Annotated in this window: 24 protein-coding genes; 17 read left to right on the top strand and 7 right to left on the bottom strand. The window is 32.9% G+C overall.

The genetic code is table 11. The features are described from left to right. Positions 1-22: 22 nt before the first annotated feature. The 4 genes from ruvX (at position 23) to aroC (ending at position 4,028) form a co-directional block, all read left to right on the top strand. The gene (gene ruvX, locus ACYSNM_RS10430; protein ID WP_461753930.1) at positions 23-430 is read left to right on the top strand and encodes a Holliday junction resolvase RuvX; all 408 of its coding nucleotides are present in this window, start codon (positions 23-25) and stop codon (positions 428-430) included. Positions 431-517: 87 nt separating this feature from the next. Then, on the top strand, positions 518-2,020 hold the full coding sequence (mqo, locus tag ACYSNM_RS10425) for a malate dehydrogenase (quinone) (RefSeq protein ID WP_461756849.1): 1,503 nt from the start codon (positions 518-520) through the stop codon (positions 2,018-2,020). A gap of 240 nt (positions 2,021-2,260) precedes the next feature. Beyond that, the gene (locus tag ACYSNM_RS10420; protein WP_461756848.1) at positions 2,261-2,662 is read left to right on the top strand and encodes a hypothetical protein; all 402 of its coding nucleotides are present in this window, start codon (positions 2,261-2,263) and stop codon (positions 2,660-2,662) included. A gap of 295 nt (positions 2,663-2,957) precedes the next feature. Further along, positions 2,958-4,028 carry a chorismate synthase gene (gene aroC, locus ACYSNM_RS10415; protein WP_461756847.1) on the top strand — a complete coding sequence of 357 codons (1,071 nt, stop codon included), beginning with the start codon at positions 2,958-2,960 and terminating at the stop codon, positions 4,026-4,028. Here the strand turns inward: aroC and ACYSNM_RS10410 are convergent. Genes ACYSNM_RS10410 through hutI form a run of 4 tightly spaced genes read right to left on the bottom strand, consistent with a single transcriptional unit; the run spans position 4,012 to position 8,338 of the window. Beyond that, on the bottom strand, positions 4,012-5,352 hold the full coding sequence (locus tag ACYSNM_RS10410; RefSeq protein WP_461756846.1) for a HAMP domain-containing sensor histidine kinase: 1,341 nt from the start codon (positions 5,350-5,352) through the stop codon (positions 4,012-4,014). The genes aroC and ACYSNM_RS10410 overlap by 17 nt on opposite strands. Next, complete coding sequence (locus tag ACYSNM_RS10405; protein WP_461756845.1) at positions 5,349-6,029, bottom strand: response regulator transcription factor; 681 nt, start codon at positions 6,027-6,029, stop codon at positions 5,349-5,351. Before ACYSNM_RS10405 ends, ACYSNM_RS10410 begins: the two co-directional genes overlap by 4 nt. 6 nt (positions 6,030-6,035) lie before the next feature. Further along, positions 6,036-7,073, bottom strand: a complete 1,038-nt coding sequence (locus ACYSNM_RS10400; protein ID WP_461756844.1) for a formimidoylglutamase — start codon at positions 7,071-7,073, stop codon at positions 6,036-6,038. Positions 7,074-7,090: 17 nt separating this feature from the next. Further along, positions 7,091-8,338, bottom strand: a complete 1,248-nt coding sequence (hutI, locus tag ACYSNM_RS10395; protein ID WP_461756843.1) for an imidazolonepropionase — start codon at positions 8,336-8,338, stop codon at positions 7,091-7,093. A 73-nt stretch (positions 8,339-8,411) separates the two neighbouring features. Here hutI and corA point away from each other — a divergent pair, with 73 nt between their 5' ends. From corA to ACYSNM_RS10370, 5 genes are all read left to right on the top strand, one after another. Next, positions 8,412-9,497 carry a magnesium/cobalt transporter CorA gene (gene corA / locus ACYSNM_RS10390; protein ID WP_461756842.1) on the top strand — a complete coding sequence of 362 codons (1,086 nt, stop codon included), beginning with the start codon at positions 8,412-8,414 and terminating at the stop codon, positions 9,495-9,497. Positions 9,498-9,714: 217 nt separating this feature from the next. Then, a complete protein-coding gene (locus tag ACYSNM_RS10385; protein ID WP_461756841.1) occupies positions 9,715-10,239 on the top strand; it encodes a tetratricopeptide repeat protein in 525 nt (174 codons plus the stop codon). Between the two features lie 233 nt (positions 10,240-10,472). Beyond that, on the top strand, positions 10,473-11,219 hold the full coding sequence (locus ACYSNM_RS10380; protein ID WP_461756840.1) for an RDD family protein: 747 nt from the start codon (positions 10,473-10,475) through the stop codon (positions 11,217-11,219). Between the two features lie 189 nt (positions 11,220-11,408). Beyond that, positions 11,409-12,800 carry a carboxypeptidase regulatory-like domain-containing protein gene (locus ACYSNM_RS10375; protein ID WP_461756839.1) on the top strand — a complete coding sequence of 464 codons (1,392 nt, stop codon included), beginning with the start codon at positions 11,409-11,411 and terminating at the stop codon, positions 12,798-12,800. Between the two features lie 139 nt (positions 12,801-12,939). Then, entirely contained in the window at positions 12,940-13,623 is a 684-nt protein-coding gene (locus ACYSNM_RS10370) for a phosphoribosylaminoimidazolesuccinocarboxamide synthase (RefSeq protein WP_461756838.1), read from the top strand. Positions 13,624-13,712: 89 nt separating this feature from the next. On the opposite strand, the gene ACYSNM_RS10365 is transcribed toward ACYSNM_RS10370, so the two are convergent. Then, complete coding sequence (locus tag ACYSNM_RS10365; RefSeq protein WP_461756837.1) at positions 13,713-14,504, bottom strand: enhanced serine sensitivity protein SseB C-terminal domain-containing protein; 792 nt, start codon at positions 14,502-14,504, stop codon at positions 13,713-13,715. 153 nt (positions 14,505-14,657) lie between these two features. Next, positions 14,658-15,749 (bottom strand): M42 family metallopeptidase, encoded by a 1,092-nt coding sequence (locus tag ACYSNM_RS10360; RefSeq protein ID WP_461756836.1) that lies wholly within the window; start codon positions 15,747-15,749, stop codon positions 14,658-14,660. 79 nt (positions 15,750-15,828) lie between these two features. On the opposite strand from ACYSNM_RS10360, the gene ACYSNM_RS10355 reads away from it, so the two are divergent. Genes ACYSNM_RS10355 through ACYSNM_RS10340 form a run of 4 tightly spaced genes read left to right on the top strand, consistent with a single transcriptional unit; the run spans position 15,829 to position 19,228 of the window. Continuing rightward, positions 15,829-16,527 carry a DUF4294 domain-containing protein gene (locus ACYSNM_RS10355; protein ID WP_461756835.1) on the top strand — a complete coding sequence of 233 codons (699 nt, stop codon included), beginning with the start codon at positions 15,829-15,831 and terminating at the stop codon, positions 16,525-16,527. 47 nt (positions 16,528-16,574) lie between these two features. Continuing rightward, the gene (dnaX, locus tag ACYSNM_RS10350; RefSeq protein ID WP_461756834.1) at positions 16,575-17,657 is read left to right on the top strand and encodes a DNA polymerase III subunit gamma/tau; all 1,083 of its coding nucleotides are present in this window, start codon (positions 16,575-16,577) and stop codon (positions 17,655-17,657) included. Then, positions 17,597-18,361: a hypothetical protein gene (locus ACYSNM_RS10345; protein ID WP_461756833.1), complete on the top strand. Its 765-nt coding sequence runs from the start codon at positions 17,597-17,599 to the stop codon at positions 18,359-18,361. Before dnaX ends, ACYSNM_RS10345 begins: the two co-directional genes overlap by 61 nt. A 24-nt stretch (positions 18,362-18,385) precedes the next feature. Further along, on the top strand, positions 18,386-19,228 hold the full coding sequence (locus ACYSNM_RS10340; RefSeq protein ID WP_461756832.1) for a CvfB family protein: 843 nt from the start codon (positions 18,386-18,388) through the stop codon (positions 19,226-19,228). Between the two features lie 94 nt (positions 19,229-19,322). Here the strand turns inward: ACYSNM_RS10340 and ACYSNM_RS10335 are convergent, their stop codons facing one another. After that, positions 19,323-20,186, bottom strand: coding sequence for a PepSY-like domain-containing protein (locus ACYSNM_RS10335; RefSeq protein WP_461756831.1), 864 nt, complete (start codon positions 20,184-20,186; stop codon positions 19,323-19,325). A 479-nt stretch (positions 20,187-20,665) separates the two neighbouring features. Between ACYSNM_RS10335 and ACYSNM_RS10330 the strand changes: the two genes are divergently transcribed. The 4 genes from ACYSNM_RS10330 to ACYSNM_RS10315 all read left to right on the top strand — a co-directional run bounded on the left by ACYSNM_RS10330 (position 20,666) and on the right by ACYSNM_RS10315 (position 25,383). Then, positions 20,666-21,556 (top strand): helix-turn-helix transcriptional regulator, encoded by an 891-nt coding sequence (locus ACYSNM_RS10330; RefSeq protein WP_461756830.1) that lies wholly within the window; start codon positions 20,666-20,668, stop codon positions 21,554-21,556. Positions 21,557-22,092: 536 nt separating this feature from the next. Next, entirely contained in the window at positions 22,093-23,217 is a 1,125-nt protein-coding gene (locus tag ACYSNM_RS10325) for a sensor histidine kinase (protein ID WP_461756829.1), read from the top strand. Between the two features lie 7 nt (positions 23,218-23,224). Further along, positions 23,225-23,983 (top strand): LytR/AlgR family response regulator transcription factor, encoded by a 759-nt coding sequence (locus ACYSNM_RS10320; RefSeq protein ID WP_461756828.1) that lies wholly within the window; start codon positions 23,225-23,227, stop codon positions 23,981-23,983. 266 nt (positions 23,984-24,249) lie between these two features. After that, complete coding sequence (locus tag ACYSNM_RS10315) at positions 24,250-25,383, top strand: efflux RND transporter periplasmic adaptor subunit (protein WP_461756827.1); 1,134 nt, start codon at positions 24,250-24,252, stop codon at positions 25,381-25,383. The last annotated feature ends 34 nt before the right edge of the window (positions 25,384-25,417 follow it).

Here is a 25,417-nt window from a genome sequence, read left to right as displayed (position 1 = left end):
AAAATATAATACAAAACTATTGATGTCTAGATTATTAGCTATTGATTACGGTCAAAAAAGAACAGGGATTGCCGTTAGTGATCCAATGCAGATTATCGCTTCGGGCTTAACTACTGTAGCCACTGAGGAATTAATGGCTTTTTTAAAAGACTATTTAGCCAAAGAGCAAGTAGAGAAAATAATTATAGGGGATCCTAAACGCCTTAATGACGAGCCATCAACTATTAGTGTACTCATCAATAGTTTTGTTGAAAAACTTACCAAGACTTTCCCAGGTATGCCCATTGAACGCATGGATGAGCGATTCACCTCCAAAATGGCTTTCCAAACGATGATCGATGGGGGGCTGAAGAAAAAACAAAGACAGAATAAAGCTTTAATTGATCAGATCGCTGCAACTATTATTTTGCAGGATTATATGAACAAATAAATTGCTTAATCTGCTGTTTTTTAATAAAATATTACCTATTACCAAACAAAGAATAAACTAATTTTGTAGAAAAATAAACCACATAAAATGTCAACCATACAAAAAACAGAGGCAGATGTTGTTTTAGTAGGTGCTGGTATAATGAGTGCCACACTAGGTGTACTACTAAAAGAACTAAATCCAAATTTAAAAATACAAGTAATCGAGCGTTTAGAACAAGCTGCAATAGAGAGTTCTGATGCTATGAATAACGCAGGAACAGGACATTCTGCTTTTTGCGAGCTAAACTACACACCACAAAAGTCAAGTGGGAGAATAGATGCTAGTAAAGCAATTAATATTGTAGAACAATTTGAGGTCTCTCGACAGTTTTGGGCTTATTTAGTAGAAAAAGGAGCATTAAAAGAACCAGGTTCATTTATTCACTCGGTTCCTCATATGAGTTTTGTATGGGGGGATAAAAATGTAGATTTTTTAGACAAACGTTACCAAGAACTTTTAAAATATCCTTTATTCCATGGTATGGAATTTACAAAGGACAGTAGAAAGATTAAAGAGTGGGCACCGCTTTTAATGGAAAATAGAGTGGAGAACCAACCTTACGCTGCTACTTTTATGCCACTTGGTACAGATGTAAACTTTGGAGAGTTAACTACTCAAATGTTTTCTTATTTGAATACTCAAGAGGATTTTAATATTCATTTCTCTACACAGGTTAAGGATATTAAACGCAATAAGGATAAATGGACAGTAGTATCATCATGTAGTAAAACTGGACAAAAAAGACAAGTAGATGCAAAATTTGTCTTTGTAGGTGCAGGTGGTGGAGCTATTTTGCTTTTACAAAAAGCAGATATTCCGGAAAGTAAAGGATTTGGTGGCTTCCCAGTAGGTGGACAATGGCTAGTATGTAGAAATCCAGAAATTGTAAATAAACATATGGCTAAAGTCTATGGGCAAGCATCTGTAGGAGCTCCTCCAATGAGTGTTCCTCACTTAGATACTCGTTTTATCGATGGAAAACAATCTTTATTGTTTGGACCATATGCAGGATTTTCTACTAAGTTTTTAAAATATGGATCTTACATGGATTTATTTAAATCTTTAGAGCTTAATAATATTGGCCCTATGATTGGAGCTGGTTTACGCAATATAGATTTAACTAAGTACTTAATTGGACAGGTACTCCAAAGTAAAGCTGCTCGTTTAGATGCTTTAAAAGATTACTTCCCTGATGCAGATGCTAAGGATTGGACTCTAGAGCAAGCTGGACAAAGAGTTCAAGTGATTAAAAAAGATCCAAAAACTGGAAAGGGTATATTGCAATTTGGTACAGAAGTAGTTAATTCTCAAGACGGATCAATTGCAGCTCTATTAGGAGCATCCCCTGGAGCATCTACTTCTACTTCTATTATGATTAAATTACTTAAGAAGTGTTTCCCAGCGGAATTTGCCTCTGAACAGTGGCAAGAAAAATTCACTCAAATGATTCCTTCTTTTGGAAAGAAACTAAATGAACACCCAGAATTAGTACAAAAAGTTAGACAAGATACCTCTGTGGTATTGAATCTATACCCAAATAACAAATAAGTTACTAGCTATTTTAGTGACTAAATGCAAACAGCCATCCTTTTTAGAAAATCTAAGATTGGGTGGCTGTTTGCATTTGTATTACTCACAAATACAATCGTTCTATTATTTTAAGGGAGTGTTGTGTTATTTTATCGAAAAAAGAATAATTATTTTTATAATAGAGTAAGTATGTTCTTGCTTTTGTTTTAAATAGTTGTAACTTGTGTATACTATTAACAAGCTAAAGTAAATATTACCATGAGCGATCAAAAATCAACAAGCCAAGATTTAACAAATAAAGTAAACCAAGCTATCGATCAAACCCAACAAGCTGTATCTGACTTAGCAGATAAAGCAAAAGATACTGCATCTGATTTGTGGGAGAAAACAAAAGAAGCTGCATCGAATTTAGGGGAAACTCTACATGAGACGGCTGCACAAGGACAGCAAGTAGCTAGCCAACTAAAAGATCAAGCTACTAGCGCAAGCCAAGAGGTATTAGATAGAGCGGCTTTATTAGCAGATCAAGCTAAGCAACAATTACAAGATACAAGTGATATTGTACAGGATCAAGTAAAAACAAAAGTAGATCAGTTAAAACAAAAGTCCGATCAATTTGTTGACAAACAAATAAACCAAGATTTAAACGACCAGCAATAGTAGGTTGTACAACCTAAATAAAGGCTAGTAATCCAAAATATACAATAGGGTTGCTAGCCTTTTTTGTTTAATGTAAGTTTCATTTAATAGGGTGGGGTAGTGGTGTAAGTGAAGATCTATAGGCTTTTTTTATATAAATATTAGGTTTTTATTAAGAGCTAGAGTAAAGTTGTGTTTTTATTATTGTTTTTTTTCCTCTAATAATGAGTTAGTTAAGGAATTAGCAATTTTAATTTGTTATTTATGCTATCTAAAGTCTCAAAAAATTGCTAAACTTGTAGTAAATACAACATTTATGGCAGGCAATACATTTGGAAATCGCTTTAGAGTTACAACATTTGGAGAATCTCACGGAGAGGCTATTGGTGGAATTATCGATGGTTGTCCTAGTGGAGTTGTCTTGGATTTAGAGGCTATTCAACAAGAAATGGATAGAAGAAAACCAGGACAAAGTAAAATTGTAACCCAGCGTAAGGAAGAAGATAAAGTTCGATTTTTATCTGGAATCTTTGAAGGGAAAACTACAGGTACCCCTATTGGTTTTATTATTGAAAATACTAACTCAAAGAGTAAGGATTACGATCATATCAAAGATATATATCGTCCTAGCCATGCCGATTATGTATATGACCAAAAATATGGCCATAGAGACCATAGAGGAGGAGGGCGTAGTTCAGCTAGGGAAACCGCTTCTCGTGTTGTCGCTGGGGCTATCGCCAAACAAGTTCTAAGAGATATTCATATTACTGCTATGGTAAATAGCGTAGGAGATATAAAAGTAGAAAAACCATACCAAGAATTGGATTTTTCTACCATTGAAAATAATCCAGTTCGTTGTGCTTGTCCACAAAAGGCTCAAGAAATGGAAGAGTTAATTAAAGTAATCAAGAAGGATGGTGATTCTATAGGTGGTACAATTATGTGCGTGGTACAGAATGTTCCTATTGGTTTAGGAGAACCAGTATTTGATCGCTTAGATGCCGAACTAGCCAAAGCAATGCTTAGTATTAACGCTGTAAAAGGAGTAGAGTTTGGTCTTGGTTTTGCAGCCACTCAACTAAAAGGAAGTCAGCATAATGATCCAATTTTACCTGGAGGTAAAACCTCGAGCAATAATGCAGGGGGTATTGTAGGTGGTATAAGCAATGGCATGGATATTTATTTTAATGTTGCCTTTAAACCAACTGCTACTTTGATGAAAGATCAAAATAGTATTGATACCAAAGGTAATGCTGTTATTGTACAAGGTAAAGGAAGGCATGATGCTTGTGTTTTACCAAGAGCAGTTCCAATTGTAGAGGCTATGTGTGCTATAGTACTTTTAGATATGTATATAGAGCAATTTGGTCTTAAAAAAGTAATGTAATCTCGGTGCCCTTATCCAAAGTAGATTCTAGAGAAAAATCGATATTATGTAGCTGTAAAATAGCACAAGTAAGGGTGAGTCCTATACCACTTCCTGGAAGGTGACTGTTTTGAGCACTACGATAAAATATATTTGTAATTAAAGGGATTTCAGCCTCTGGAATCCCTTTTCCTTTATCAGTTATTTTCAAACAAAGTCGATCTTCTTGTTTAAAAAGGCGTAATTCTACGGGCTTGTCTTGACCGTATTTTACAGCATTATCCACTAAATTAAATAAAGCAAGCTCAAGTAGGGTTTCGTTGGCCATTAGTTTTAAGTCGCTGAAGTCTTCTACTAAAATTTCCACTAAAATTATAGCCTTTGTTTTACTAGCAATGGACTGGTGGACCTTCCAAAGTATTTCATCCACCCTTACTGGGGTTTTGGTATATTCTCGGACTTCTAAGGAACTAAGAAGTAAAAGATTATTTAGAATATTTTCTATTTTATATACACTATCTAATACATTTTTGGCCATTTGCTGGTATTCCTGTTGTGATCTAGGACGCTGGGCAAATACCTCTAAATTCCCGCTAATGGCTGTTAGTGGAGATTTAAACTCATGGGAGGCATAATTGATGAAGTTCTTTTGATTACTGATACTTTGGGCTACCCGATTCAGTAGACCATTATAAGAGCTGATCAAGCTTGCTAATTCATCTTTTGAATTAGGGACCTCAATAGGAGTATCTAAATTAGTATAACTAATTTGATTTACTTTTTTAACGATTTGCTTTAAAGGCCTATACGCCACATTGCTAATGTATATACTCACAAAGTAAATGGCTAAAAGTCCTGTTAGAAAGACAAACAATAAGATAAGTAGTAAGCTGTTTATTTGGCCATTAAAATTAGTGGTAGTTGCAGTGGTGATAACTACAAAGTCTCCTTGGTTATCTGGGTAGAAAATTCCTTGGTAAAAATTGTTTTCAATCTTAAAATCCAAGGATTTTTTTTGACGGATACTCTCCAAGATTTTTGGGGTAATATTTTGGTCAGCCACTGTGTTTCCATATGCAATAGCGTCTTTGCTATTGTAGATAACGATTTTATTTCTCTTTATATTTTGTTCAAATTCTTTACTTATTAGCCAATGTTCTTTCAAGGGAAGTTCATCTTTTTCTAAATAATAAAAGGCTGTTAGTAAAGCATCATTTTTAAGTTCTTTGTAAATAATATTGGTAGAGGATCTATAAAAAGCCACTAAAATTAACAAAGCGCATATAAAGAATACTACACCAAAAATAGTGGTGGAGTAAATGGTTAATCGTTTTCTTAGGTTCATGATAAATCCTCTAGCATATATCCAGTGCCTTTGACAGTATGGATTAGTTTCTTATTCTCAGCAGATAGTTTGTTTCTTAGATAAGAGATATACACATCTACTACGTTGGTATTGGTATCATAGGAGATAGACCATACGGTTTGTAAAATTTGGGTTCTTGTAAGTACTTTATTTTTGTTTTCCATTAAAAATAAAAGCAATTTATATTCCGTAGGAGACAAGTCCAATAATACTTCCTCTTGAAAGGCTTGGTGTTTTTGATGATCTATTTTCAAACTTCCACATTGGTAGAACGTTTCCTGATTTAAATAATTAAACTTAGTTCTTCTACTTAAAGCGTTAATACGTGAGAGTAATTCATTAAAGTGAAATGGTTTTGTGATGTAATCATCCGCTCCACTGTCTAAAGCTACTATTTTGTCACTTGTGTCACTTAAGGCGCTTATAATAAGTATTGGAGTATATATTTTTTTAAAACGTATTAGTTTTGTTAGCTCAATACCGTCTATATCTGGAAGCATTATATCCATTAATATAATGTCCCAGGCTTGTTTTAAAATTAACTCCCTGGCAATTTGTCCATTAGGAGCTAATTCTACTTGGAAATTGTTTTCCATTAAGCCCTTACATATAAACTCACTAATGCGTTTATCATCTTCTATCAGTAATATATTCACTCTTGTCTAATAATTTGCTTTAATAAAATCGGTTACCAAATATCCCATTAGTTTACCTACTAAATGTTGATTTTGGGGTGCGTCCAAATCTGGAGCTCCCTCACAAAGGTGGAGGTAAGCTACATTTTTGCTTTGTGAAAAATGATGAATAAATTCTCTAGCTTGTTCGATGCTAAAACCTGTCGGGGTTATAGCGCTACTTGCCACCATAGGAAAGGAGTCCATGTCTATTTCTAAACCGTAGAAATCTCTATCGATATGGTTTTGAGCCTCAAGTATTTCAATTGAAAAGTTTTTTTCTTTGCGAATAGCTATTTGCTCATAGGTGTTGTACTTTATTCTGTCTTGGTGTTGTTTGATCTGGGAAAAGATAGACTTAGAGGTGTAATTCTCATGTAATCCCCAAATAAAATAATTCTTTAAAAAACCTTCTTCAAAGGCATAAGAAAAACCATTTCCACTATGACGTCCTTCTAAAGGTCTAAAATCTGTATGAGCATCAAAATTAATTACATTAATTGCTTTTCCCTTGGCTAGTGCGGTACCTTTTATATTGCCATAGGCATTATTGTGGCCACCTCCAATGATAATAGGAATTTTACCCATACCTACAATCTTGGCTATAATATGAGATACTTCTTTGTCAATTAACTGTACTAATGTGAATAATTCTTTGCGCTGTTCTTTGTTATTTGGGTCTAGGTTTTGGGCTTTTTCTAAAAGAGTAGTAAAATCAAAACAACCTAATATTCCCACCCATGTTCCTTTACAAAAGCGGTTGTGCTGTAGGTTTAAAAATGTCTTTAGAAAGCTTTGCCAAGCCCCTTTACTACCTGTTCTTCCAAAGTTCGCTTTAATTCCAATGTCCTCTGGTATACCAACAATGATGTACTTACAAGGATTTTCCTTGAATTCTTGCTGCCAGTTATCTTTGTTTTGTGCAACAAAAACACGTTCACCAAATTTAATTTCTCCATTTCTATAATTGGTGTATTGGAATAAATCTGTTTGCGTTAAGACTTTAAGTTTGCTTTGTGCGCTCATTGTGTTGTTTTAAAACGTTAACTATAGTTTTGTATTTTACCTTTTAAGATTACTGTATCAATATTATTGCTTGCAAAGGCATAAGGTAATTCATAAAAGGAATTTAAAGGTTTTGTGATAATCAAGCTTGCTTTTTTGCCCTTTGTAATACTTCCATAATCTTTCGATACATCCATAGCATAAGCAGCATTAATAGTAGCAGCATTAATGGCTTGTTCTGGAGTCATTCTCATTTTAATACAAGCAGTTGCTACTACAAAATTCATATTACCCGATGGAGTTGTACCTGGATTATAATCCGATGCTATAGCCAGAGGTAATCCATTTTCTATTATTTCTCTAGCAGGTGTATAAGGAATAGAAATAAAATAGGAGCAAGTAGGAAGTGCCACAGGCATAGTATTTCCTGTTTTTAGTATTTCTATATCCTCTTTGGTCAATACCTCTAAGTGATCTACCGATAAGGCGCCGTTTTCCACGCACGTCTTAATACCTCCAATGGAAGTAAATTGGTTGACATGGATTTTAGATTTCAAACCATATTTTTTGGCTTGTTGCATAATCTGGCTTGTCTGTTCATTATTGAAGTAACCTGTTTCTAAAAAGGCATCCACAAAATCTGCTAGATTTTCCTTTGCAACAGCAGGAATCATCTCTTGAGTAATAAGATCCACATAAGCTTGTTGATTATCTTTATATTCTAAAGGGAAAGCATGTGCCCCTAAAAATGTACTCTTTATTTCAATTGAGTAATTCTGTTTTAATTTTTTTATTACCCTAAGCATTTTTAATTCACTCTCAAGGGTTAAACCATAACCTGATTTAATTTCTACAGCCCCTGTTCCTTGAGAAATGATTTGCTCTAAACGCTTAGCAGATTGCTCATAAAGGTCCTCGAAGCTGGTTTGCTGTAGTTTTTTGGCAGAATTTAAAATTCCTCCTCCTCGTTGAAAGATCTCATCATAAGAAAGGCCATTTATTCGATCTACAAACTCTAATTCTCTATTACCTGCGTAAACTAGATGTGTGTGGCTATCTACCCAAGTAGGTAATACACTTTTTTGATCTGCATCTATTATTTGATCAAACTCTAAGGTAGAATCTAGCTCTTGCATAGGTCCAAAATCCTCGATGATTTCATCTTTTATAATCAGGTAAGCATCTTGTAAAATTGGTAATTCATTCATTTGTTTCCCCTTTAAAATTTCAACATTTTCGGGTCTAACTTGAAGAAGTTCTTTAATATTTTTAATTAGTATAGTCATATTTAGCTGGTAGTAGTGCTGGGTTATTAGTAAAATTTACAAAAAAAATTTATATTTAAACAAATTTACAAATGTGAAACGGATTAAATATAAGAAAAATAGGAAACTTCAACCAAATCAATTGGAGTATAATGGTGCTTTTCCCAAGACCCCTATATCGATGCAGCTGTTTTTATTCGATCAACAACAATATAAGGAATATACCACTACTCATTTCAATGATATAAAGAATGCTTTACAACATAATGATCAACAGCAGGTTAAATGGTTTGATTTACATGGTTTACACAATATAGAGCTCTTGGAGGAAATAGGAAAGTATTTCCAAGTGGAATCTTATATTATCAGTGAAATATTAAATTTTTCTAGACGTACAAGGGTAGAGGAGGTAGATGAGGTGTTGTTTTTCTCTGTAAAAGCAATCGTTCCAATGAGTAACGAGGATCAAAGTTTGAATGTAGAACAAATAAGTTTTATTTTAAAGAAAAATACTTTACTGTGTTTTCAAGAAAGGCCAGATTGTTTTTTCGATATTATCAGAGAGAGGATTAGACAAAAAATAGGACAGATACGAAAAAAAGATGCTAGCTTTTTATTGTACGCCCTATTAGATGTTTTAATGGATAGTTACTTAATAGCTCTTGACTCAGTGGAGGACAAAGTAGAACTTGTTTTATTAGAGGCTAAAAGTAATTACCATAAAAGTGTACTTATAAAAGTAGAGGAGTTAACCCAAGAGTTACAAGATATAAAAAGAGCCAGTATTCCCTTTAGAGAAGTTTTACACAATCTTCAAGTTCATCCCTTAGAAAGACAAGAAGTATGTGGAATAAGTAAAGAGAGTGGGGTGTTTTTTAATCGCTTGCAATATAAGTGTAGTGAGGTCCTAGATCAAATAGAGTATAATTTAAATAAGCTCGATAGTGCAACCAATTATTATTTTGCTTCTCAGAGTAATCGCATGAACGAAATAATGAAGGTTCTCACCATTGTATCTGTAGTGTTTATTCCCTTGACTTTTATTGCAGGTATCTATGGAATGAACTTTGAAAATATGCCTGAATTAGAATTCTCTAATGGTTATTATTATACCTTACTTGGGATGTTTATTCTTTTACTAGGAATGTTGTATTACTTTAAATACAAAAAATGGTTTTAGTTTTTCACTATGACTTTTCCCTAGTGATTGGCTAGGTTTTTATTAGCATTAAAGAGTTGTTTTGTAGAAAAGGTTGCTTTTTATAGTAGTATTTAATTGTGTTTTATTTTTGAAATTAACAGATTATTTTGTAAATTAGAACAATGCTTCTCTTTGGGTTAACTATTGTTGTGTTAAAAAGGAGGCTTAACTACTAAAAGAACAAAATGCTATTATTATGAAAATACAGGATAAGGCCTATGCTGTGGCTAATCTAGAAGAAGACCAATCCGATTTTATTATACTTCTTCTTTTACAAAAGCGCTACTTTGAAGCGTTAATTCTTTGTGAGTCCCAAAGGAATGATATTGAGAATTTATTCAATACAGGGATTTGCTACTATTATTTAAAACAATACGACAAGGCTTTACAGTGTTTTAAAACTAGTTTAAGCTTTTTAAATAAGCAATTACCTGCTCAGAGTGGTAAAACAAATATTGCCCTAATAGAACAATATTTACACAATAAGCAGCTTTTTGAGATAGAGCATTTCTCTATGGCTGGTGTTGGCCCTCATTATGTAACAAGATTTGCCGATATGACTAAATTATATTTGGCATGTAATATTCTTCTATGTATGGAGCACCTAGAGATGTGGGAGGATATAGATCAAATAGGAACTAGTTTTTTTGGACAGCACAAAATTTCTTTTGTTCAAAAATTACTTCAAAGATATGCTCAAACTAAATCCCATGAGGATTAAGAAAAAACTATTATTTGTTAGCTTTTAATAATTTGTTCATGTTTATTTTTCATTAGGAAGGACATCAATGCTATATGATGTCCTTTTTTTATAGTTTTCTATTATTAGCATAATATTATTAGAGTAATTACATTACTTTAACACTATAGTGGATATATTTGGTTTTAAACATATTATAGAATAGTAATTGTTTATCATTTATACTGTTTTATTATAAAACGAAAATGCTTATTATGAGAAGTTATACCTTTACCACTGTTAATGCTTGGAAGCGCTTACTGGCTTTTACAATCGATTTTTTAATCTGTTTTTGTATTTATCTTTTGTTGGTTTATTGCTTCATCGCTTATGCAGATAAGGGTATGGTACAATTTCTCTTACAGAATATCCTAGTATTTTTTGCTTCTACTTTTTTGATTTTTGTGTTTTTGGTTTTTAAAGATATTTTTTGGGGAAGAAGTATTGGCAAGGCGCTTACTGGTTTACGTATAGTACATGTCGAGTCCTCTAGTAAAGTAACTAAAAAATATTTGATCCTGCGAAATATAGGTACTTTGGTATGGCCTTTAGAACTTGTGTTTTGGAGTTTTAATCCCAATAAAACAAAGATTGGTGGAATAAAAACCCAAACTAGAGTAGTTCAAGAAGTTCCTAGTTCAAGTTCCTTACCAGGGCTTATTGCCTTAAGTATTCTTATAGCTTCGATGTTGTATTGTGGAAGAATTTTAAATGTGGAAGCTTTAAAACAAAGTGAACCTTTCCATTTTGCTCTACAAGAGTTAGCTAAGGATAAAGAATTTTATTTAAAGGCTGGTAACCTTGAAGATTTTAAGTTACTTAAAGGTTTTGCTGGAATTAATGAAGCCAGATTTGTATTAGCTGCAAATAAAATGGACCACAATTATAAACTATACGTATATCTGATAAAAATGGATAGTAATCAGTGGGAAGTTGCCAATGTGGATTTAGTAGAAAAATAGAACAACTGGCCTTGTACAGTACAGTTGATAGAAAAATATATTAGTATACTATTTGGGTATTTTATTTTTATACTTAGTTTTTTAAAGTATAATCTACTAACTAATGTTAATATCTGTTGTGTATTTGTTTTTTTTATGATAAATTACATCTTATTGCAAGTTATAAAATTACAGTGTAAATTAATAATTATGAAAAAACCACATTGGTTGTTGATAGCCGTTCTAGTATTGTTTTGTAACCTAGTTGTTGCCCAACGCATAGAAGGAAGAGTCTTTGATAAACAAAATAACCAACCCCTTAACAAGGCTCAAATCGATCTTTTTTCTCGTACAGGTAAGAAGTTACAAAGCGTTTCTACGGACTTTAATGGAAATTATTATTATCAAGGTCCAGATGCTCAAGAAGTGTATAAAGTAGCTGGTAGCGCTCAAGGGTATACCACTGCGGAAGTGATTGTAAATTCAGGTGCAAATGGTACTTTGGTTATTTTTGGATTAGTGCAAAGTGGAGAGAACTCTCCTTATTCTAATTCTGTAAGTAGCTCTGCTCAGGGGTTAAACATCGCTCCTAAGGCTTTTGAGAGTAATGAAATATCAAAACAAAAACAAGAGCAAGCAGCTAAAGAAATTGCTGCTTTAAATCAAAAGCATCAAAATGAATTTCCTCATAATGTAGCAGCTGTACAGGCAGCAAATACTTCTGCAACAATGCCTCAAGGAGTATACAAGACTAATGCTGTTGTAAGTCCATCATCTAATGCTGTTGTAAGCCCATCTTCTGATGCTGTTGTAAGTCCATCATCTAATGCTGTTGTAAGTCCATCATCTAATATTGTGACAAGTTCATCCTCTAGTACTATAGCTAGTATATCATCCAATGCAGTTGTAAGTCCATCACCTAATGTGGTGGTTAGTCATTCATCAAGTTCAGGGGCCAATGCATCTGTAGATTATCCTACGTCTACTAAAAACAAAAGGGAAGCTGTTATACAGGAAAAAGATAATTTCACTACTATTCAAACTCCACAAGGTAACTATACTACTAACGCTACTGTTAGTCAAAAGAGCTATCATAGTTTCCAAGATACATCTAATGATACTGTTGCAAGAGATAGGCAATCTAACCAAAGTTATCAAGATACTTCTGCAAAGAATAATGGAAGTAGCACAAATGAAAAAGTTATACCAGCTACTAAACTAGTGCCAGCTACAAAACAAACGGATAATGATGTGTCTTATAAAAGAGCAAACACAGCAGTAGATTTTATTTATTTTGATTTTAATAGCTCTTATTTTAACTCTACTCATGATTTTGAGTTAATGCAAATTGTTAACCATTTATTGGAAAATAACCAGCACAATATAGATCTAACGGTGTATGTGGATAGAAATTCGCCGAATTTTGAATACCAACACTGGTTAAATCAACGAAGAGGGCAAAGAATATATGATTATTTAGTTGCTAATGGTATTCATAGGAATCGAATTAATCTGAAAATTCAAGATTTATCTTCAAATCCACCAAGTAACGCTTCTATGCAAAGAATGCTGAGACAGTGTGGTTTTGAAATATCCGCTTAATTTAATGTTTGAGTTTCTTTTATTAGCCCATTCTTGTTGAAATATAGGAGTGGGTTTTTTATAAAATAAAATTACTGGATTTTCTTATTAATTATAGGTAATTGTAGTATTTTTGGGCTTTAATAACAACACAACAGATATGATTTTAAAATACAAGGGTAAAACCAAGGATGTATATGAGCATTCAAAAGGACAAGTTCTTCTTAAGTTTAAGGATGATGTAACAGGGGAAAACGGAGTTTTTGATCCAGGAGCTAATACAGTAGGTCTTACTATTGATGGTATGGGAAGAAGTGGTCTTACAATGACTAAACATTTCTTTGAATTAATCGCTAGTAAAGGAATTCCAACTCATTATGTAAGTGCTGACTTAGAAGATGTTTCTATGGTGGTTCGCGAGGCTAATCCCTTTGGAAAAGGTTTAGAGGTTATTTGTCGTTATAAAGCAGTAGGAAGTTTTTACAAACGCTACGGAGCTTATGTAGAATTAGGACAACCTTTAGATAGCTTTGTAGAGGTAACTATTAAAGATGATCAAAGACAAGATCCAACTATTTCTAAGGATGCTTTAGATATGTTAGGAATCTTAAGTAATAAAGAATACGATATCTTAAAAGAGCTTACTCAAAAAATCTGTTTAATTATCAAAGAAGAGCTAGCTCAGAAATCTTTAGAATTATACGATATTAAATTAGAGTTTGGTAGAGATAGCATTACCAATGAAATTATTCTAATAGATGAAATATCAGCAGGTAATATGAGAGTATACAAAAACGATCAATATATCGAGCCATTAAAATTAGAACAAGAATTTTTCTTATAATTCATAAAAAAAGGCGCTTCAACTTGAAGCGCCTTTTTTTATGAATTATTCTAATATACTACCTTATTATAGAATTGTTGTATGCAAGATTATTGCTTTTGATAAAAAGCAGTAGAATGCTTGTAGAAATAATCACTGAAGTTTCCACCAAATTCTAATTTGATAATATCAATTATTTGATCCCCTTTTAAATGTTTTTGTGCAATGTCAGAAACCTCTTTAGCAATCTGTTTAAATTCACCAGAATTTTCATTAGATTCAATAGCAATAATATAATGTGGCTCTATTAATTGTTCTTCTGAGGTTGTCCAACCTAAATGTGCTGCTTCTACCAAAGGATTGCTCATAAAGGTATCGCTTAAGTCTTCTAATAGCTCTTTAGGCTCAATAGATGGCTTACCAATGATAGCATTCATTTTTACATTGATAATTGGAGCTGAATTAGGAGTAAAAATACTTCCATTTAACATCTGTGCTACCTCATTTGGTACTAATTCTTTATAGAAAGTAGAGAAAGGATTAACAATAATAGGTGAGCCTATTGATAGTTCTAAAAAAGCTCTGGCATCTACTTGTAAATATTCTACTTCTTTAGTGATAGCTCCAGAGTCATATATTCTAGCTTGTTCGGTAAAAATCGGGATAACCTGATTGTCAAAAGTTAAAATAGGAATATTGGGATCTATACCTTGATTGAATTGTGCATCAGGGGAGTAGTTACTGTCTACAAGGATAAATATCTTATCGTTTAAAAGGCGTTTGTAAAATACAGCTCTATATTCTGGTTGATCTGCACTTAGCTCAATCAATTTAGAAATAGCAAGGTTCTTATTTAATTTAACTGCCGTGTTTGTATTTTTGTTTCTATTATAAAAAGACATTGTTTTATTGTGATTTGTTTTATTTCAAAATTACTAATTATTATTAAGTTTAAAGCCACTTACTCTAAGAAAATATAGAAGTATTTCCTTTGAAAACCAAGGATAGCTTAAGGGTTTAGAAAAGGCCAACTAAAGCGTAGTTGGCCTTTAATTTTATTTGAAATAAGAAAAGTCGTGATTATTTTCGATGTTCAATAAAGTGTGGTAGATTAATTCTATTGTCTTTTGTACATCGTCTTTATGAACCATCTCAACTGTGGTATGCATATATCTTAATGGAAGAGAAATCAATGCTGAGGCAACTCCACCATTGGAATAAGCAAAAGCATCTGTGTCTGTTCCTGTGACTCTACTCATAGCATTGCGTTGAAAGTCAATGTTGTTATCGGTGGCGGTTTGCTCAATTAACTCGCGTAAGTTATTTTGAATAGCAGGAGCATACCCAATAACTGGTCCTCTACCAATTTTATTATCTCCCTCGATGTTTTTCTCTACCATAGGAGTATGGGTATCATGGGTAACATCCGTTACAATGGCAACATTTGGTTTAATAGTTTGGGTGATCATTTCTGCACCACGTAAACCAACTTCTTCCTGAACTGCATTAACGATATAAAGTCCAAAAGGTAATTTTATGTTGTTTTGTTTTAATAAGCGTGCAACCTGTGCAATCATAAAACCTCCAATTCTATTGTCTATAGCTCTACAAACAAATTTGTTTCCATTTAAAATGGTAAATTCATCCGGATAAGTAATCACACACCCAGGGTGAATACCTAAATCTGTTACTTCTTGTTTATTTTGACAACCAACATCGATAAAGTTTGTTTCTATCTTTGGAGATTCTTCTTTACCAGCTCTATTGCGGATGTGAATAGCAGGCCAGCCAAAAACACCTTGAACAATACCTTTTTTGGTATGTATATTTACTCTTTTAGAAGGTGCAATCATATGATCACTTCCTCCATTTCGAATAACATGAATAAAACCTTCTTCTGTAATGTAGTTCACATACCAAGAAATCTCATCAGCATGTCCTTCTATAACTACTTTATAGTCAGCCTCTGGGTTAATTACTCCAACAGCTGTACCGTAGGTATCGGTGATAAAAGTGTCTACATAAGGCTTTAAATACTCCATCCAGATTTTCTGTCCTTGAACTTCGTGACCTGTAGCTGAGGTATTATTTAAGTATTTTTCTAGAAAATCCATTGCCGATGGATCTAAGATAGTTTTTGTTTCCATAATATAATTTTGTGCTAATTTACTAAATCCTTTGTCTAAAACTCATTTAATATAAGTAATTTTGGCTATATTTAAATGTATGAAATTCTTTTTTTCTCTGTTTTTTATAGGCCTGTCTTATGGGATTTGCTCCGCTCAGTCAAAGGAGAGTACTTCTATTATTGTCAAAGATAGGAATTCATCGCAAAGTCCAAGTGTCGATAGTATACAAGGTTATACCATCGAAGAGATAGTTATTGACTTAGCCCAAGAAAATTACAAGAAAGATATGATAATTCTTCGCAATAGACTTCGTAGGGTTTATCCTTATGCTAGAGCTACAGCGGATAATCTACTTGTATTAAACGAGAATTTAGCCAAGATTGATAATAACGCAGAGAAGAGAAGATATATTAAAAGAAGTCAAAAATACCTAGAGGGACAATTTAAAGAAAAGCTTAAGCGATTATCTAGAAATGATGGCAAGATTTTGTTGAAATTAATTGATCGACAAACTGGGCAAACTGCTTTTTCTTTGATTAAAGAGTTTAAAAGCGGGTGGACTGCATTTTGGTCTAATACAACAGCTAAAACTTTTAGTTTAAATTTAAAAAGCCAATATCGTCCTTATGAAGATATGGAGGACTTTTTTATTGAAACACAATTGCAATTTCTTTTCTTTAGTTATCAATTAGAATATTCCAATGCGGTACCAAGTATTGAATATACTAAGCTTTTGGAATTTTGGCAGAAAAAAGTGGATGAAACTATCTTTTTTCCAACAGAGTTAAGGGAATAATTTTTGCCTTTGAAAAATTACACTAACTTTGTACTAATATTTATTCTATGGAACAATTTATCGTATCTGCTCGTAAGTACAGACCTCAAACTTTTCAAGATGTTGTAGGCCAACAGGCTATTACAAATACTTTAGTTAATGCTATTGAAACCAATCATTTAGCGCAGGCCTTGCTATTTACAGGTCCCAGAGGTGTAGGTAAGACTACTTGTGCTCGTATATTGGCTAGAAAGATAAATCAACCTGGGTACGACGATCCAACGGAGGATTTTGCATTTAATGTTTTTGAATTAGATGCTGCTTCTAATAACTCAGTGGATGATATTAGAAATCTAATAGACCAAGTTCGTATACCACCTCAGACAGGAAAGTATAAAGTATATATTATTGATGAGGTACATATGTTGTCCTCGGCTGCTTTTAATGCCTTTTTAAAGACTTTAGAGGAACCGCCTGCTCACGCTATCTTTATTTTAGCTACTACAGAAAAACACAAGATTATACCTACCATATTGTCGCGTTGTCAAATCTTTGATTTTAAGAGAATTACTATCAACGATGCAGCAAATCATTTGGCCCTTGTTGCCAATAGTCAGCAAATTACTTTTGAACCAGAGGCATTGCGTATTATCGCACAAAAAGCCGATGGAGCCATGAGAGATGCTCTTTCTATTTTTGACCGTGTTGTTTCCTATTGTGGGAGAAACCTAACTAGGGTAGCAGTAGCCGAAAATTTAAATGTACTGGATTTTGAGTACTATATTGGCTTAACGGATAATATACTTAAAGGTGATATTCCAAGTGTACTCACTGGATTGGATGATATTCTTGCTAAAGGATTTGATGGGCATCATTTTATTGGAGGATTAGCTGCACACTTTAGAAATCTAATGGTAGTGCAAACTCCACAAACTGCAGCTTTATTAGAAGTTGGAGAACATGGTAGAGAACTTTACATAAGACAAAGTCAGTCAACTAGTACTGCTTTTCTAATACAAGCTATGGATCTTGCCAATGATTGTGATTTAAAATATAAGTCTAGTCAAAACCAACGTTTATTAGTAGAACTTTGTTTGATGCAATTAGCATCTTTAGCCCTAGAGGGCGAAAAAAAAAAGATGATACAATAATTGGCGCACAACAATTAAAAGAGCATTTACAAAATATTGGTGCTACAAGAAGTAATTCTACAGCTCCACAACAAGTGCAAGTACAACAACCAACACTGGTAAATGCTGTAAATAATGTAGCTAGTTCACCTGAGAGTACAAATCAGCAACAGTCACAGCTGCAGCAAAATACCCAGCCTGTTGATTCTCAGGAGCCTAAAGCACAAGAGCCAACACCGCCAGTAAATCAGCCTGTATCTGCTGGAATTAGTGCTCTTTCTTTGTCTTCTATTAGAAAAAGGAGAGAGTTACAAGATTCTTTAGAGCCTCGCGTTTTAAACACCCAGGATTTACCTAGAGAGAATTTCACTTTAGAGACTTTAATGCAGGAGTGGAATGCTTATAGCGATCGTTTACAGAATGCTGGTTTGATGTTGATGTCTTCTTTAATGGGAATGACAAGACCAGAGCTAAATGGTGCTATAATTAATTTAGAATTACCTAATCAAGGATCAAAACTAAGTTTTGATGAAAATAAATACGAATTAGTTAATTACCTTAGAAAGAAGCTACAAAACTATGATATTGAAATACATATTAATGTTAATGAGCAAATTAAGTTAGCTAAAAGAGTATTAGATAGCAAAGATAAGTACCAAAGATTCTTGGAGATAAATTCCTCTGTGGATCTTTTAAGACAAACCTTTGATTTAGATTTAAAATAACAAAATACCTCAATTATATACACTATGATTAAGATAGGAGACGATAATACCTTAACAATAGCTAGACATACTAGCGTAGGATTGTATTTAACAGATGGCCAGACCGATGTTTTACTTCCTAATAAATATGTGCCTAAAAATTATGAAATAGGTGAGCAAATAGTAGTATTTGTTTATTTGGACCAAGAGCAAAGACCAGTAGCTACGACATTGGAGCCTTATATTTACTTGAATGAATTCGCTTTATTAAAGGTAAATTATATCAATGAGTTTGGTGCTTTCTTGGATATGGGATTAGAAAAGGACTTATTTGTTCCATTTCGCGAACAAGCTCGCCCAATGAAAGAAGGAAATCGCTATTTGGTTTACATGACTTTAGATGAAAAATCCAATCGCTTGGTTGGATCAAGTAAGCTAAATCAGTTTTTAGACAATAAAAATATAACAGTTAAGGAGTCTGAACAAGTAGAATTGGTTGTTTCTCATATAACGGAATTAGGTATCAATGTTATTATCAATGAGAAGCATAAAGGACTTATGTACCAAAATCAAGTATTTGAAGATTTAAGAACAGGAGATCGTATCTTGGGTTATATCAAATCTATACGCGAAGATGGTAAAATTGATGTAACTAGAACTAAACCTGGGATAGAAGGGATTTTGGATAGTGCTGATTCTATCTTACGCGAGTTAGATAAGAACAATGGTTTCTTAGGTCTAACAGATCATAGCCATCCACAGGATATTAAAACAGTTTTAAATATGAGTAAGAAAGCTTTTAAAAAGGCCATTGGTACTCTATATAAAGAAAAGAAAATCGATATCCGTCCTGACGGAATATACCTTTTAAAGGTAGAGATGAATTAAATATTTGGGGTTTATATTGCATAGTGTAAACTCAAAAAAAAATAAGGGGCCGTAAGTCATTTAATGAATACGGCCCCTATTTATTAAAGGTGATTTAATCTATTTTAATAAAATTTCCTTCTAAACTAAATACTAGATCTTTTTCATCTGTAAGTGTTTCTAGTTCCACTTGGTATTCCTTATCCTTTTGGTCTAATTCTATACCTGTTATAACATAATCTTTATAATTTGTGGTAAGATAAGTTTGTATATTTTGCAATAGAATATTGGAAGGGATTGGAGAGGCGTAACTACCTGATATCTCTTTCCACTGCCCATCTTTATTAAATTGCACTTTAAATCCTTGAGATAAATAAGCTTTTAAAGTGGTTTTTTTACCGTCTTTTTCTGTTTTAGCAAGTACTACTTTACTTTGAGAAAACTCTTTAGCTATAAACTGCTTAGCTTGATCGGGAAATTCGTTGAAATCAACTAATTGTTCGTTATCATCATAATCTAGGTCAATACCTATAAACTTCTGATTTTGGTCAAATACTAACTCGAACTGAGAGTTTAATTCTACTTCATAGCCTTGGTTGTTGATTTTCTCCACTTCTACTACAAAGTTATCCGGGTAATGTTCTTTAAGATAATCTGAGATTACTGGTAGTTGTTGCTCTAAAAAAGTAGCGGAAATAGGTGTGTGGTCTATCGACTTAACTTCTGTCCAATTACCTTGTTTATCAAAATCTACGCTGATTTTATTATCTAAAGTAGCGCTAATAACACTTCCTTTAAAAGATTTTTCATGAATTGCCGTGGAATTTGTAATTAGCATACCAGGAAATACTCCTTGTAAGAAACTCTCTGAGTTTTGTTGTAATTGGGTAGTTTCCTGTTGATTTTTTGTTTGATTACAAGAGGTGAACACTACAGTTGTTGCAAATAAGCTACAAAGTAGCATATAGGATATTTTCATGCTAGTAATATTAAAAGTTATACATATCAATATAAATAATGCCTAATCTGTTCAAAGAGCCATCTTTATTTTTGGCAGATAAACAAAGGCATCTCGACTTACCATGAGATAAGGCCTTATTAAAATTACAAAAAAAATGAATTAGTTGTAAGGGTTTTTAAGAAAATTTATTTAATTGATTTTTTTCAATCACCATGCCTTTAGGATTGGGTTTCAATTAGGGTAATAAGGCATGAAAAGGGGAGAAATCTTGGGATTTTACCTCAAAATGAAAAAAAGTGTCCTATAAGCGAATTGCTAATCAATTTCGTATGTTGCTTGTTATCAGCTCAGTTGTTTTTTTTAAAATTTCCTTAGGTTTAGTTCCCTCAGATTTTACCTTGTTTGACAAAATAAGGGTTGTCTTTAGTGGTATAAGTTTTTACTTTTACATCCCTTAAGAAGCAAGGTTAGATAAGCTTTTGCATTAAAACGCTATCATGAAAAAATTACGATATTATTTTTTAATTTTAAATTTTTTACACAGAAAAAGTTACCCGCGTCGAGAGGAATTAATTCACTATCTCAAAGGACATAATATCGATATAAGTGAACGTACATTATATAGAGCTTTAAAAGAGTTTGAGACAGAATTTGGTCTTAAGATTAAGTTGTGTAATAAACAAAAAGGATATTATATCTGTGAGAAGAATCAAACAAAGGCACAATTTGTGCTAAATTGCTTAAAGGATTTAGCCACAGCAGATTTGTTGGGAGAACACAGTCAAAATGGACTAGAGAGTTTTGAAGACTCTAGAATAGGTAAGTCTAATATAGTTCCCATTGAAAACCTACAAATAGTTCTAGAGGCCATTGAGCAGAAAAGGAAAATTGAATTCACTTATTTAAGTGCTTCTAAGAAGATCCTAAAACAATACACAGTTTCTCCTGCATTTGTTACCCAATACCAAGATTTATGGTATGTGGTGGCAAAAGATAGAGAAAAAGCCAAGACATTTGATGTAGAATTATTACAAGACATCACTATTTTGGAAACAAAATATAGAGAAGATAGCAATAAGCTCTTAGAGAATTACAACCAAAGTGTAGGTTTTGGGTATTGTAATGCCAAACCCGAAGAGGTAGAGTTGTATTTTGATGCGGATTTAAAACATAAATTAATAAAAAAACCTATTCATCACTCTCAAGATTTGAAGGTTTGTTCTATTTCTGGCAAGGTTATTGCTAGTCTTAATGTAAGAATAAATGATGAATTGAAACAGGAGGTTTTAAAATACGGTAATTCCGTAGTTGTTAGAAAACCTTCTTGGTTAAAGAACGATATAATAAAACATCTTAAGGACACACTTCAAAGTCATATAAGAGTTTAAAAATACATTGATTGGGGAATTAATGTGGTTATACTTAATTTGTATTCATTTCCATTTTAAGTAGTATAACGGTTAGTTTGTTTAAAGTAACAGGTGGGGGCCTGTTACTTTGAATATTAGCGAAATATAAAGGGCATTCTAATTCAGATACTCTTTTGCTAGTATTTTAAAAGCCTAGAGCAAGATTTGTTCTAGGCTTTTTTTTTTACTTTTCACTTTATTAGTAAGAAAACTATAGTGTAATACTTTGTAAGATAATAGGTTGAGGTTTTGAAAAACGATTTATACACTTTTGTTCTTTATTATTTATCTTTATAATAGTAAAGGTAAAGCCAAGTTTGCTTTGGTTTAGATCAAATACCACCCGAATTAGTCAAGTAAAATAACAAGTAATAAATCAAATATTAGCAAGGCAGTGAGATTTTGAGCATACAATAAGTACGCTTCAACAAGGATAATGCACATTTGAGTTATTCTTTTATTTACTTACTACTTTTAATCTTGTATTTTTGTTTTATTAAAAAAAAGCAATCATTGTGGCAAATCAAAAAGAGGAGTCTTTATTTATTAAGCACTATAGGATAATTGTAATTCCTATTGTGTTCCTTTTATATTTATTTTCGCATTTTTTACTTAATCCTTACGATGTACACTGGTATGCGTCAGTTAATGAACAAGAGCTCTTAGAGACCCTTATTCTACTGCTGTTATATTGTACTGTAATTACAGAGGTAAGTCTTTGGCTGAGTAGGGTTTTGAATAATTGGATCCCTTGGGATAGGTGGGCTGGTTTACGTGCGATAGTACAGTTAATTTCATTAATAGTAATTATTTTTATTGTTTACTTTTTATTGAATTTGCTTTATTTAGTCTGTATGCCTTTGCCTGCTAACGCTACTTTTAGTTTAGATTTAAAAATTGACCTCTGGCAAAGTTTGATTATTAGTATCAATACCGGGATATTTATTTCTGCTGTTCATACAGGATATTTCTTAATTAAGAATTGGAGAACTTCCATGATGGATGCTGCCGAGTTGAGGATTAAGACCGAAAAACTAGAGAGAATCGCCTCACAAGCGGAACTAGAGAGCTTAAAAATGCAATTAGATCCTCATTTTTTATTTAATAACTTTTCTACATTATCAGAACTGGTTATTGAAGATCAAAATTTAGCGGCTAAATTTTTAGAGCATCTTTCCTTGGTATACCGCTATATGCTATCCAATGTGCGTAAAAATGTAGTTTCTTTAGAGGAAGAACTGAGTTTTGTGGATTCCTATTTTTATCTTATTAAAGAAAGGATGGGCTCTAAAGTTATCCTAAAAGTTGATATAGCCGATAAAGTAGCTGAGCAGTTTTACATAGCACCAATTGCTTTACAACTCTTAGTGGAAAATGCTGTTAAGCACAATAAAGCCTCAAAGGAAATCCCTTTGGTAATTGAGATATTCATACAGGATAATGGAGTAGTGGTTCGCAATAACATAAGAGAGTTAGCAGCCATTTTACCTTCTCCAAAAGTAGGGCTGCAAAACATTATTGACCGCTATAGGCTTTTAAGTGAGATTAATGTTGTGATACAAAAGGATGCCGATTACTTTAGTGTATGGTTACCTTTGTTAGACAATGCAATTAAAAAAGATAAATCAACTCTAGAATAATATATCTATGCAAGTATTAATAATAGAAGATGAACAAAGAAATGCAAATAAGTTGGCTCGTTTATTAAATGAGTTAAACCCACAGATTGTTGTTCTACAAGTTTTAGAAAGTATTGAGGAAAGTGTGAATTGGTTTAAAAACAACCCTTATCCTGATGTAGTTTTTATGGATATTCGTTTGGAGGATGGATTGTGTTTTGAAATTTTTCAACAAGTAGAGGTTCACTGTCCTGTTATTTTCACTACCTCCTATGATGAGTATGCCTTAAAGGCATTCAAAGTAAATAGCATTGATTATATTATGAAGCCCGTGAGAATAGAAGACTTACAAAGGGCATTGAAAAAATTAGAAACTCTGCAAAACAATAGTGACCTTTCTGACCCAATTAAGGATATATTAGGGCATTTAACGAATCAAAAGCAAGTTTTTCGCTCTAGATTCTTGTTGCCTTATAAGGATGGTTTTGTGACGGTTAAATCTTCAGAAATTGATTATATTTTCTCTGAACAGAAAATCACTCATTTGGTTAAAGCCGATGCAACTAGTTTTATTGTTACCCAAACTATGGAGGATTTAGAAGAGGAATTGGATCCTAAGATGTTTTTTAGAGCCAACCGCCAACATATCATTCATATTGATTCCATTGGTAGTATTCAAAATTACTTTAACGGCAAGCTTAAGATTATATTGAACAATGATCCAACTAGAGAAGTGATTATTTCTAGAGAGAAAGCCCCGTTGTTTAAAAACTGGCTAAATTCCTAAGCATGTAGTGTTTTGCTATTATAGATTAATTATTATTATCCCCTGTGGATATATCCCATAAAGGGCCTTTTATTGTTAGAATAAAAGGCCTTTTACTTTTAGGTATATCCCTTAATATACAAGCATTTCACCAAAGTTTTTCAGGGTGAAATTCATGACAGTTCCCCTATTTTACACTTCAGTAGCAATTTTTTACGTTTCAAATAAAAAAAGCCAAACCCTTGTCTATTTTATACGAATTTTGTCCTTGTAAAAAACAGATTATAATGAAGAAAATTTTTAGAACGACTAGATTTTTATTTTTGGCTGGTTTGTTATCAAGTTCAATCTTGATGGTAAGTTGTGCAGATAAACAACAAGATCAAGTACAACAAGCTCCATCTTTAGAAGTTAAAGTTGATGTTGTTAAAAGTGAAGATGCAACGCTTTTAAATACTTATACAGCCTCTTTAACAGGTAAAGTAAATGTGGAGATTATGCCTAAAGTAACTGGGTATATAAAGAGCATTGATATTGAAGAGGGAAGCTATGTGAAAAAAGGCCAAGTTATCATGAGAATTGATGATAAGCCTTACTTAATTAAAGTAAATAATGCTCAAGCTGCATTAAAAGCTGCAGAGTCTGTAGTAATTAATGCTCAGTTAGAAAAAGATAAGGTTGCTTCTTTATTAGAGAATTCTTTTGTTTCTCCAATTCAATTACAAAGCGCTCAGGCAGATTTGCAAAGTGCTCAAGCTGGAGTTTTACAAGCAAAGGCAGCCCTTGCTTCTGCTCAATTAGATTTAAGCTATTGTTCTATTACCGCTCCAGTGGATGGTTTCCTTGGATTAATCTACCAACGTGTTGGTAATTTGGTTTCTCCAAGTGATATAGATCCATTAACTACCTTATCGGATATTAACCAAATTTATGCATATTTTTCTTTATCAGAGGCTAACTATTTTGACCTAGTAAAGGAAAACAATGGAGCCGATAATATCTTAACCATGCCTGTGGAATTAGAGTTAAGTAATGGTGACTTATATCCTATTAAAGGAAAAGTAGATGTGATCAATGGGGAGTTCAATAAGCAAACTAATGCCATTAGCGTTAGAGCAGTATTTGAAAATCCAGATAAATTACTTCGTAATGGTGGGACAGGTATTGTACAATTAGTAAGTGTTCAAAAAGGTGTTACTCAAATACCTATCGCTGCAACAGTTGACCTACAAGATAAAATATTTGCCTATGTATTGACTTCGGAAAATACTGCAGAGCAAAGACAACTTAAAATTAAAGGAAAAAACCTTCATACTTACTTTATTGAAAGCGGTGTAGAGCCAGGGGAAACTTTAATTATCACAGGTGTTGATAAATTAAGAGACCAAATGCAAGTAAGCCCACTTAAAGAAAGTAAATAAAATAATTAAATCATTTAGGAGTAGTTTTTTCCTA

It is taken from the genome of Myroides sp. LJL116 (assembly GCF_054871685.1).
This window is presented reverse-complemented; position numbering and strand designations above follow the sequence as displayed.

What these genes read in the sequence shown, in the direction of transcription:
- ruvX (WP_461753930.1), top strand. Translation starts at nt 23, where the DNA reads ATGTCTAGATTATTAGCTATTGATTACGGTCAAAAAAGAACAGGGATT.
- mqo (WP_461756849.1), top strand. Translation starts at nt 518, where the DNA reads ATGTCAACCATACAAAAAACAGAGGCAGATGTTGTTTTAGTAGGTGCT.
- ACYSNM_RS10420 (WP_461756848.1), top strand. Translation starts at nt 2,261, where the DNA reads ATGAGCGATCAAAAATCAACAAGCCAAGATTTAACAAATAAAGTAAAC.
- aroC (WP_461756847.1), top strand. Translation starts at nt 2,958, where the DNA reads ATGGCAGGCAATACATTTGGAAATCGCTTTAGAGTTACAACATTTGGA.
- ACYSNM_RS10410 (WP_461756846.1), bottom strand. Translation starts at nt 5,352, where the DNA reads ATGAACCTAAGAAAACGATTAACCATTTACTCCACCACTATTTTTGGT.
- ACYSNM_RS10400 (WP_461756844.1), bottom strand. Translation starts at nt 7,073, where the DNA reads ATGAGCGCACAAAGCAAACTTAAAGTCTTAACGCAAACAGATTTATTC.
- hutI (WP_461756843.1), bottom strand. Translation starts at nt 8,338, where the DNA reads ATGACTATACTAATTAAAAATATTAAAGAACTTCTTCAAGTTAGACCC.
- ACYSNM_RS10385 (WP_461756841.1), top strand. Translation starts at nt 9,715, where the DNA reads ATGAAAATACAGGATAAGGCCTATGCTGTGGCTAATCTAGAAGAAGAC.
- ACYSNM_RS10380 (WP_461756840.1), top strand. Translation starts at nt 10,473, where the DNA reads ATGAGAAGTTATACCTTTACCACTGTTAATGCTTGGAAGCGCTTACTG.
- ACYSNM_RS10375 (WP_461756839.1), top strand. Translation starts at nt 11,409, where the DNA reads ATGAAAAAACCACATTGGTTGTTGATAGCCGTTCTAGTATTGTTTTGT.
- ACYSNM_RS10370 (WP_461756838.1), top strand. Translation starts at nt 12,940, where the DNA reads ATGATTTTAAAATACAAGGGTAAAACCAAGGATGTATATGAGCATTCA.
- ACYSNM_RS10365 (WP_461756837.1), bottom strand. Translation starts at nt 14,504, where the DNA reads ATGTCTTTTTATAATAGAAACAAAAATACAAACACGGCAGTTAAATTA.
- ACYSNM_RS10360 (WP_461756836.1), bottom strand. Translation starts at nt 15,749, where the DNA reads ATGGAAACAAAAACTATCTTAGATCCATCGGCAATGGATTTTCTAGAA.
- ACYSNM_RS10355 (WP_461756835.1), top strand. Translation starts at nt 15,829, where the DNA reads ATGAAATTCTTTTTTTCTCTGTTTTTTATAGGCCTGTCTTATGGGATT.
- dnaX (WP_461756834.1), top strand. Translation starts at nt 16,575, where the DNA reads ATGGAACAATTTATCGTATCTGCTCGTAAGTACAGACCTCAAACTTTT.
- ACYSNM_RS10340 (WP_461756832.1), top strand. Translation starts at nt 18,386, where the DNA reads ATGATTAAGATAGGAGACGATAATACCTTAACAATAGCTAGACATACT.
- ACYSNM_RS10335 (WP_461756831.1), bottom strand. Translation starts at nt 20,186, where the DNA reads ATGAAAATATCCTATATGCTACTTTGTAGCTTATTTGCAACAACTGTA.
- ACYSNM_RS10330 (WP_461756830.1), top strand. Translation starts at nt 20,666, where the DNA reads ATGAAAAAATTACGATATTATTTTTTAATTTTAAATTTTTTACACAGA.
- ACYSNM_RS10320 (WP_461756828.1), top strand. Translation starts at nt 23,225, where the DNA reads ATGCAAGTATTAATAATAGAAGATGAACAAAGAAATGCAAATAAGTTG.
- ACYSNM_RS10315 (WP_461756827.1), top strand. Translation starts at nt 24,250, where the DNA reads ATGAAGAAAATTTTTAGAACGACTAGATTTTTATTTTTGGCTGGTTTG.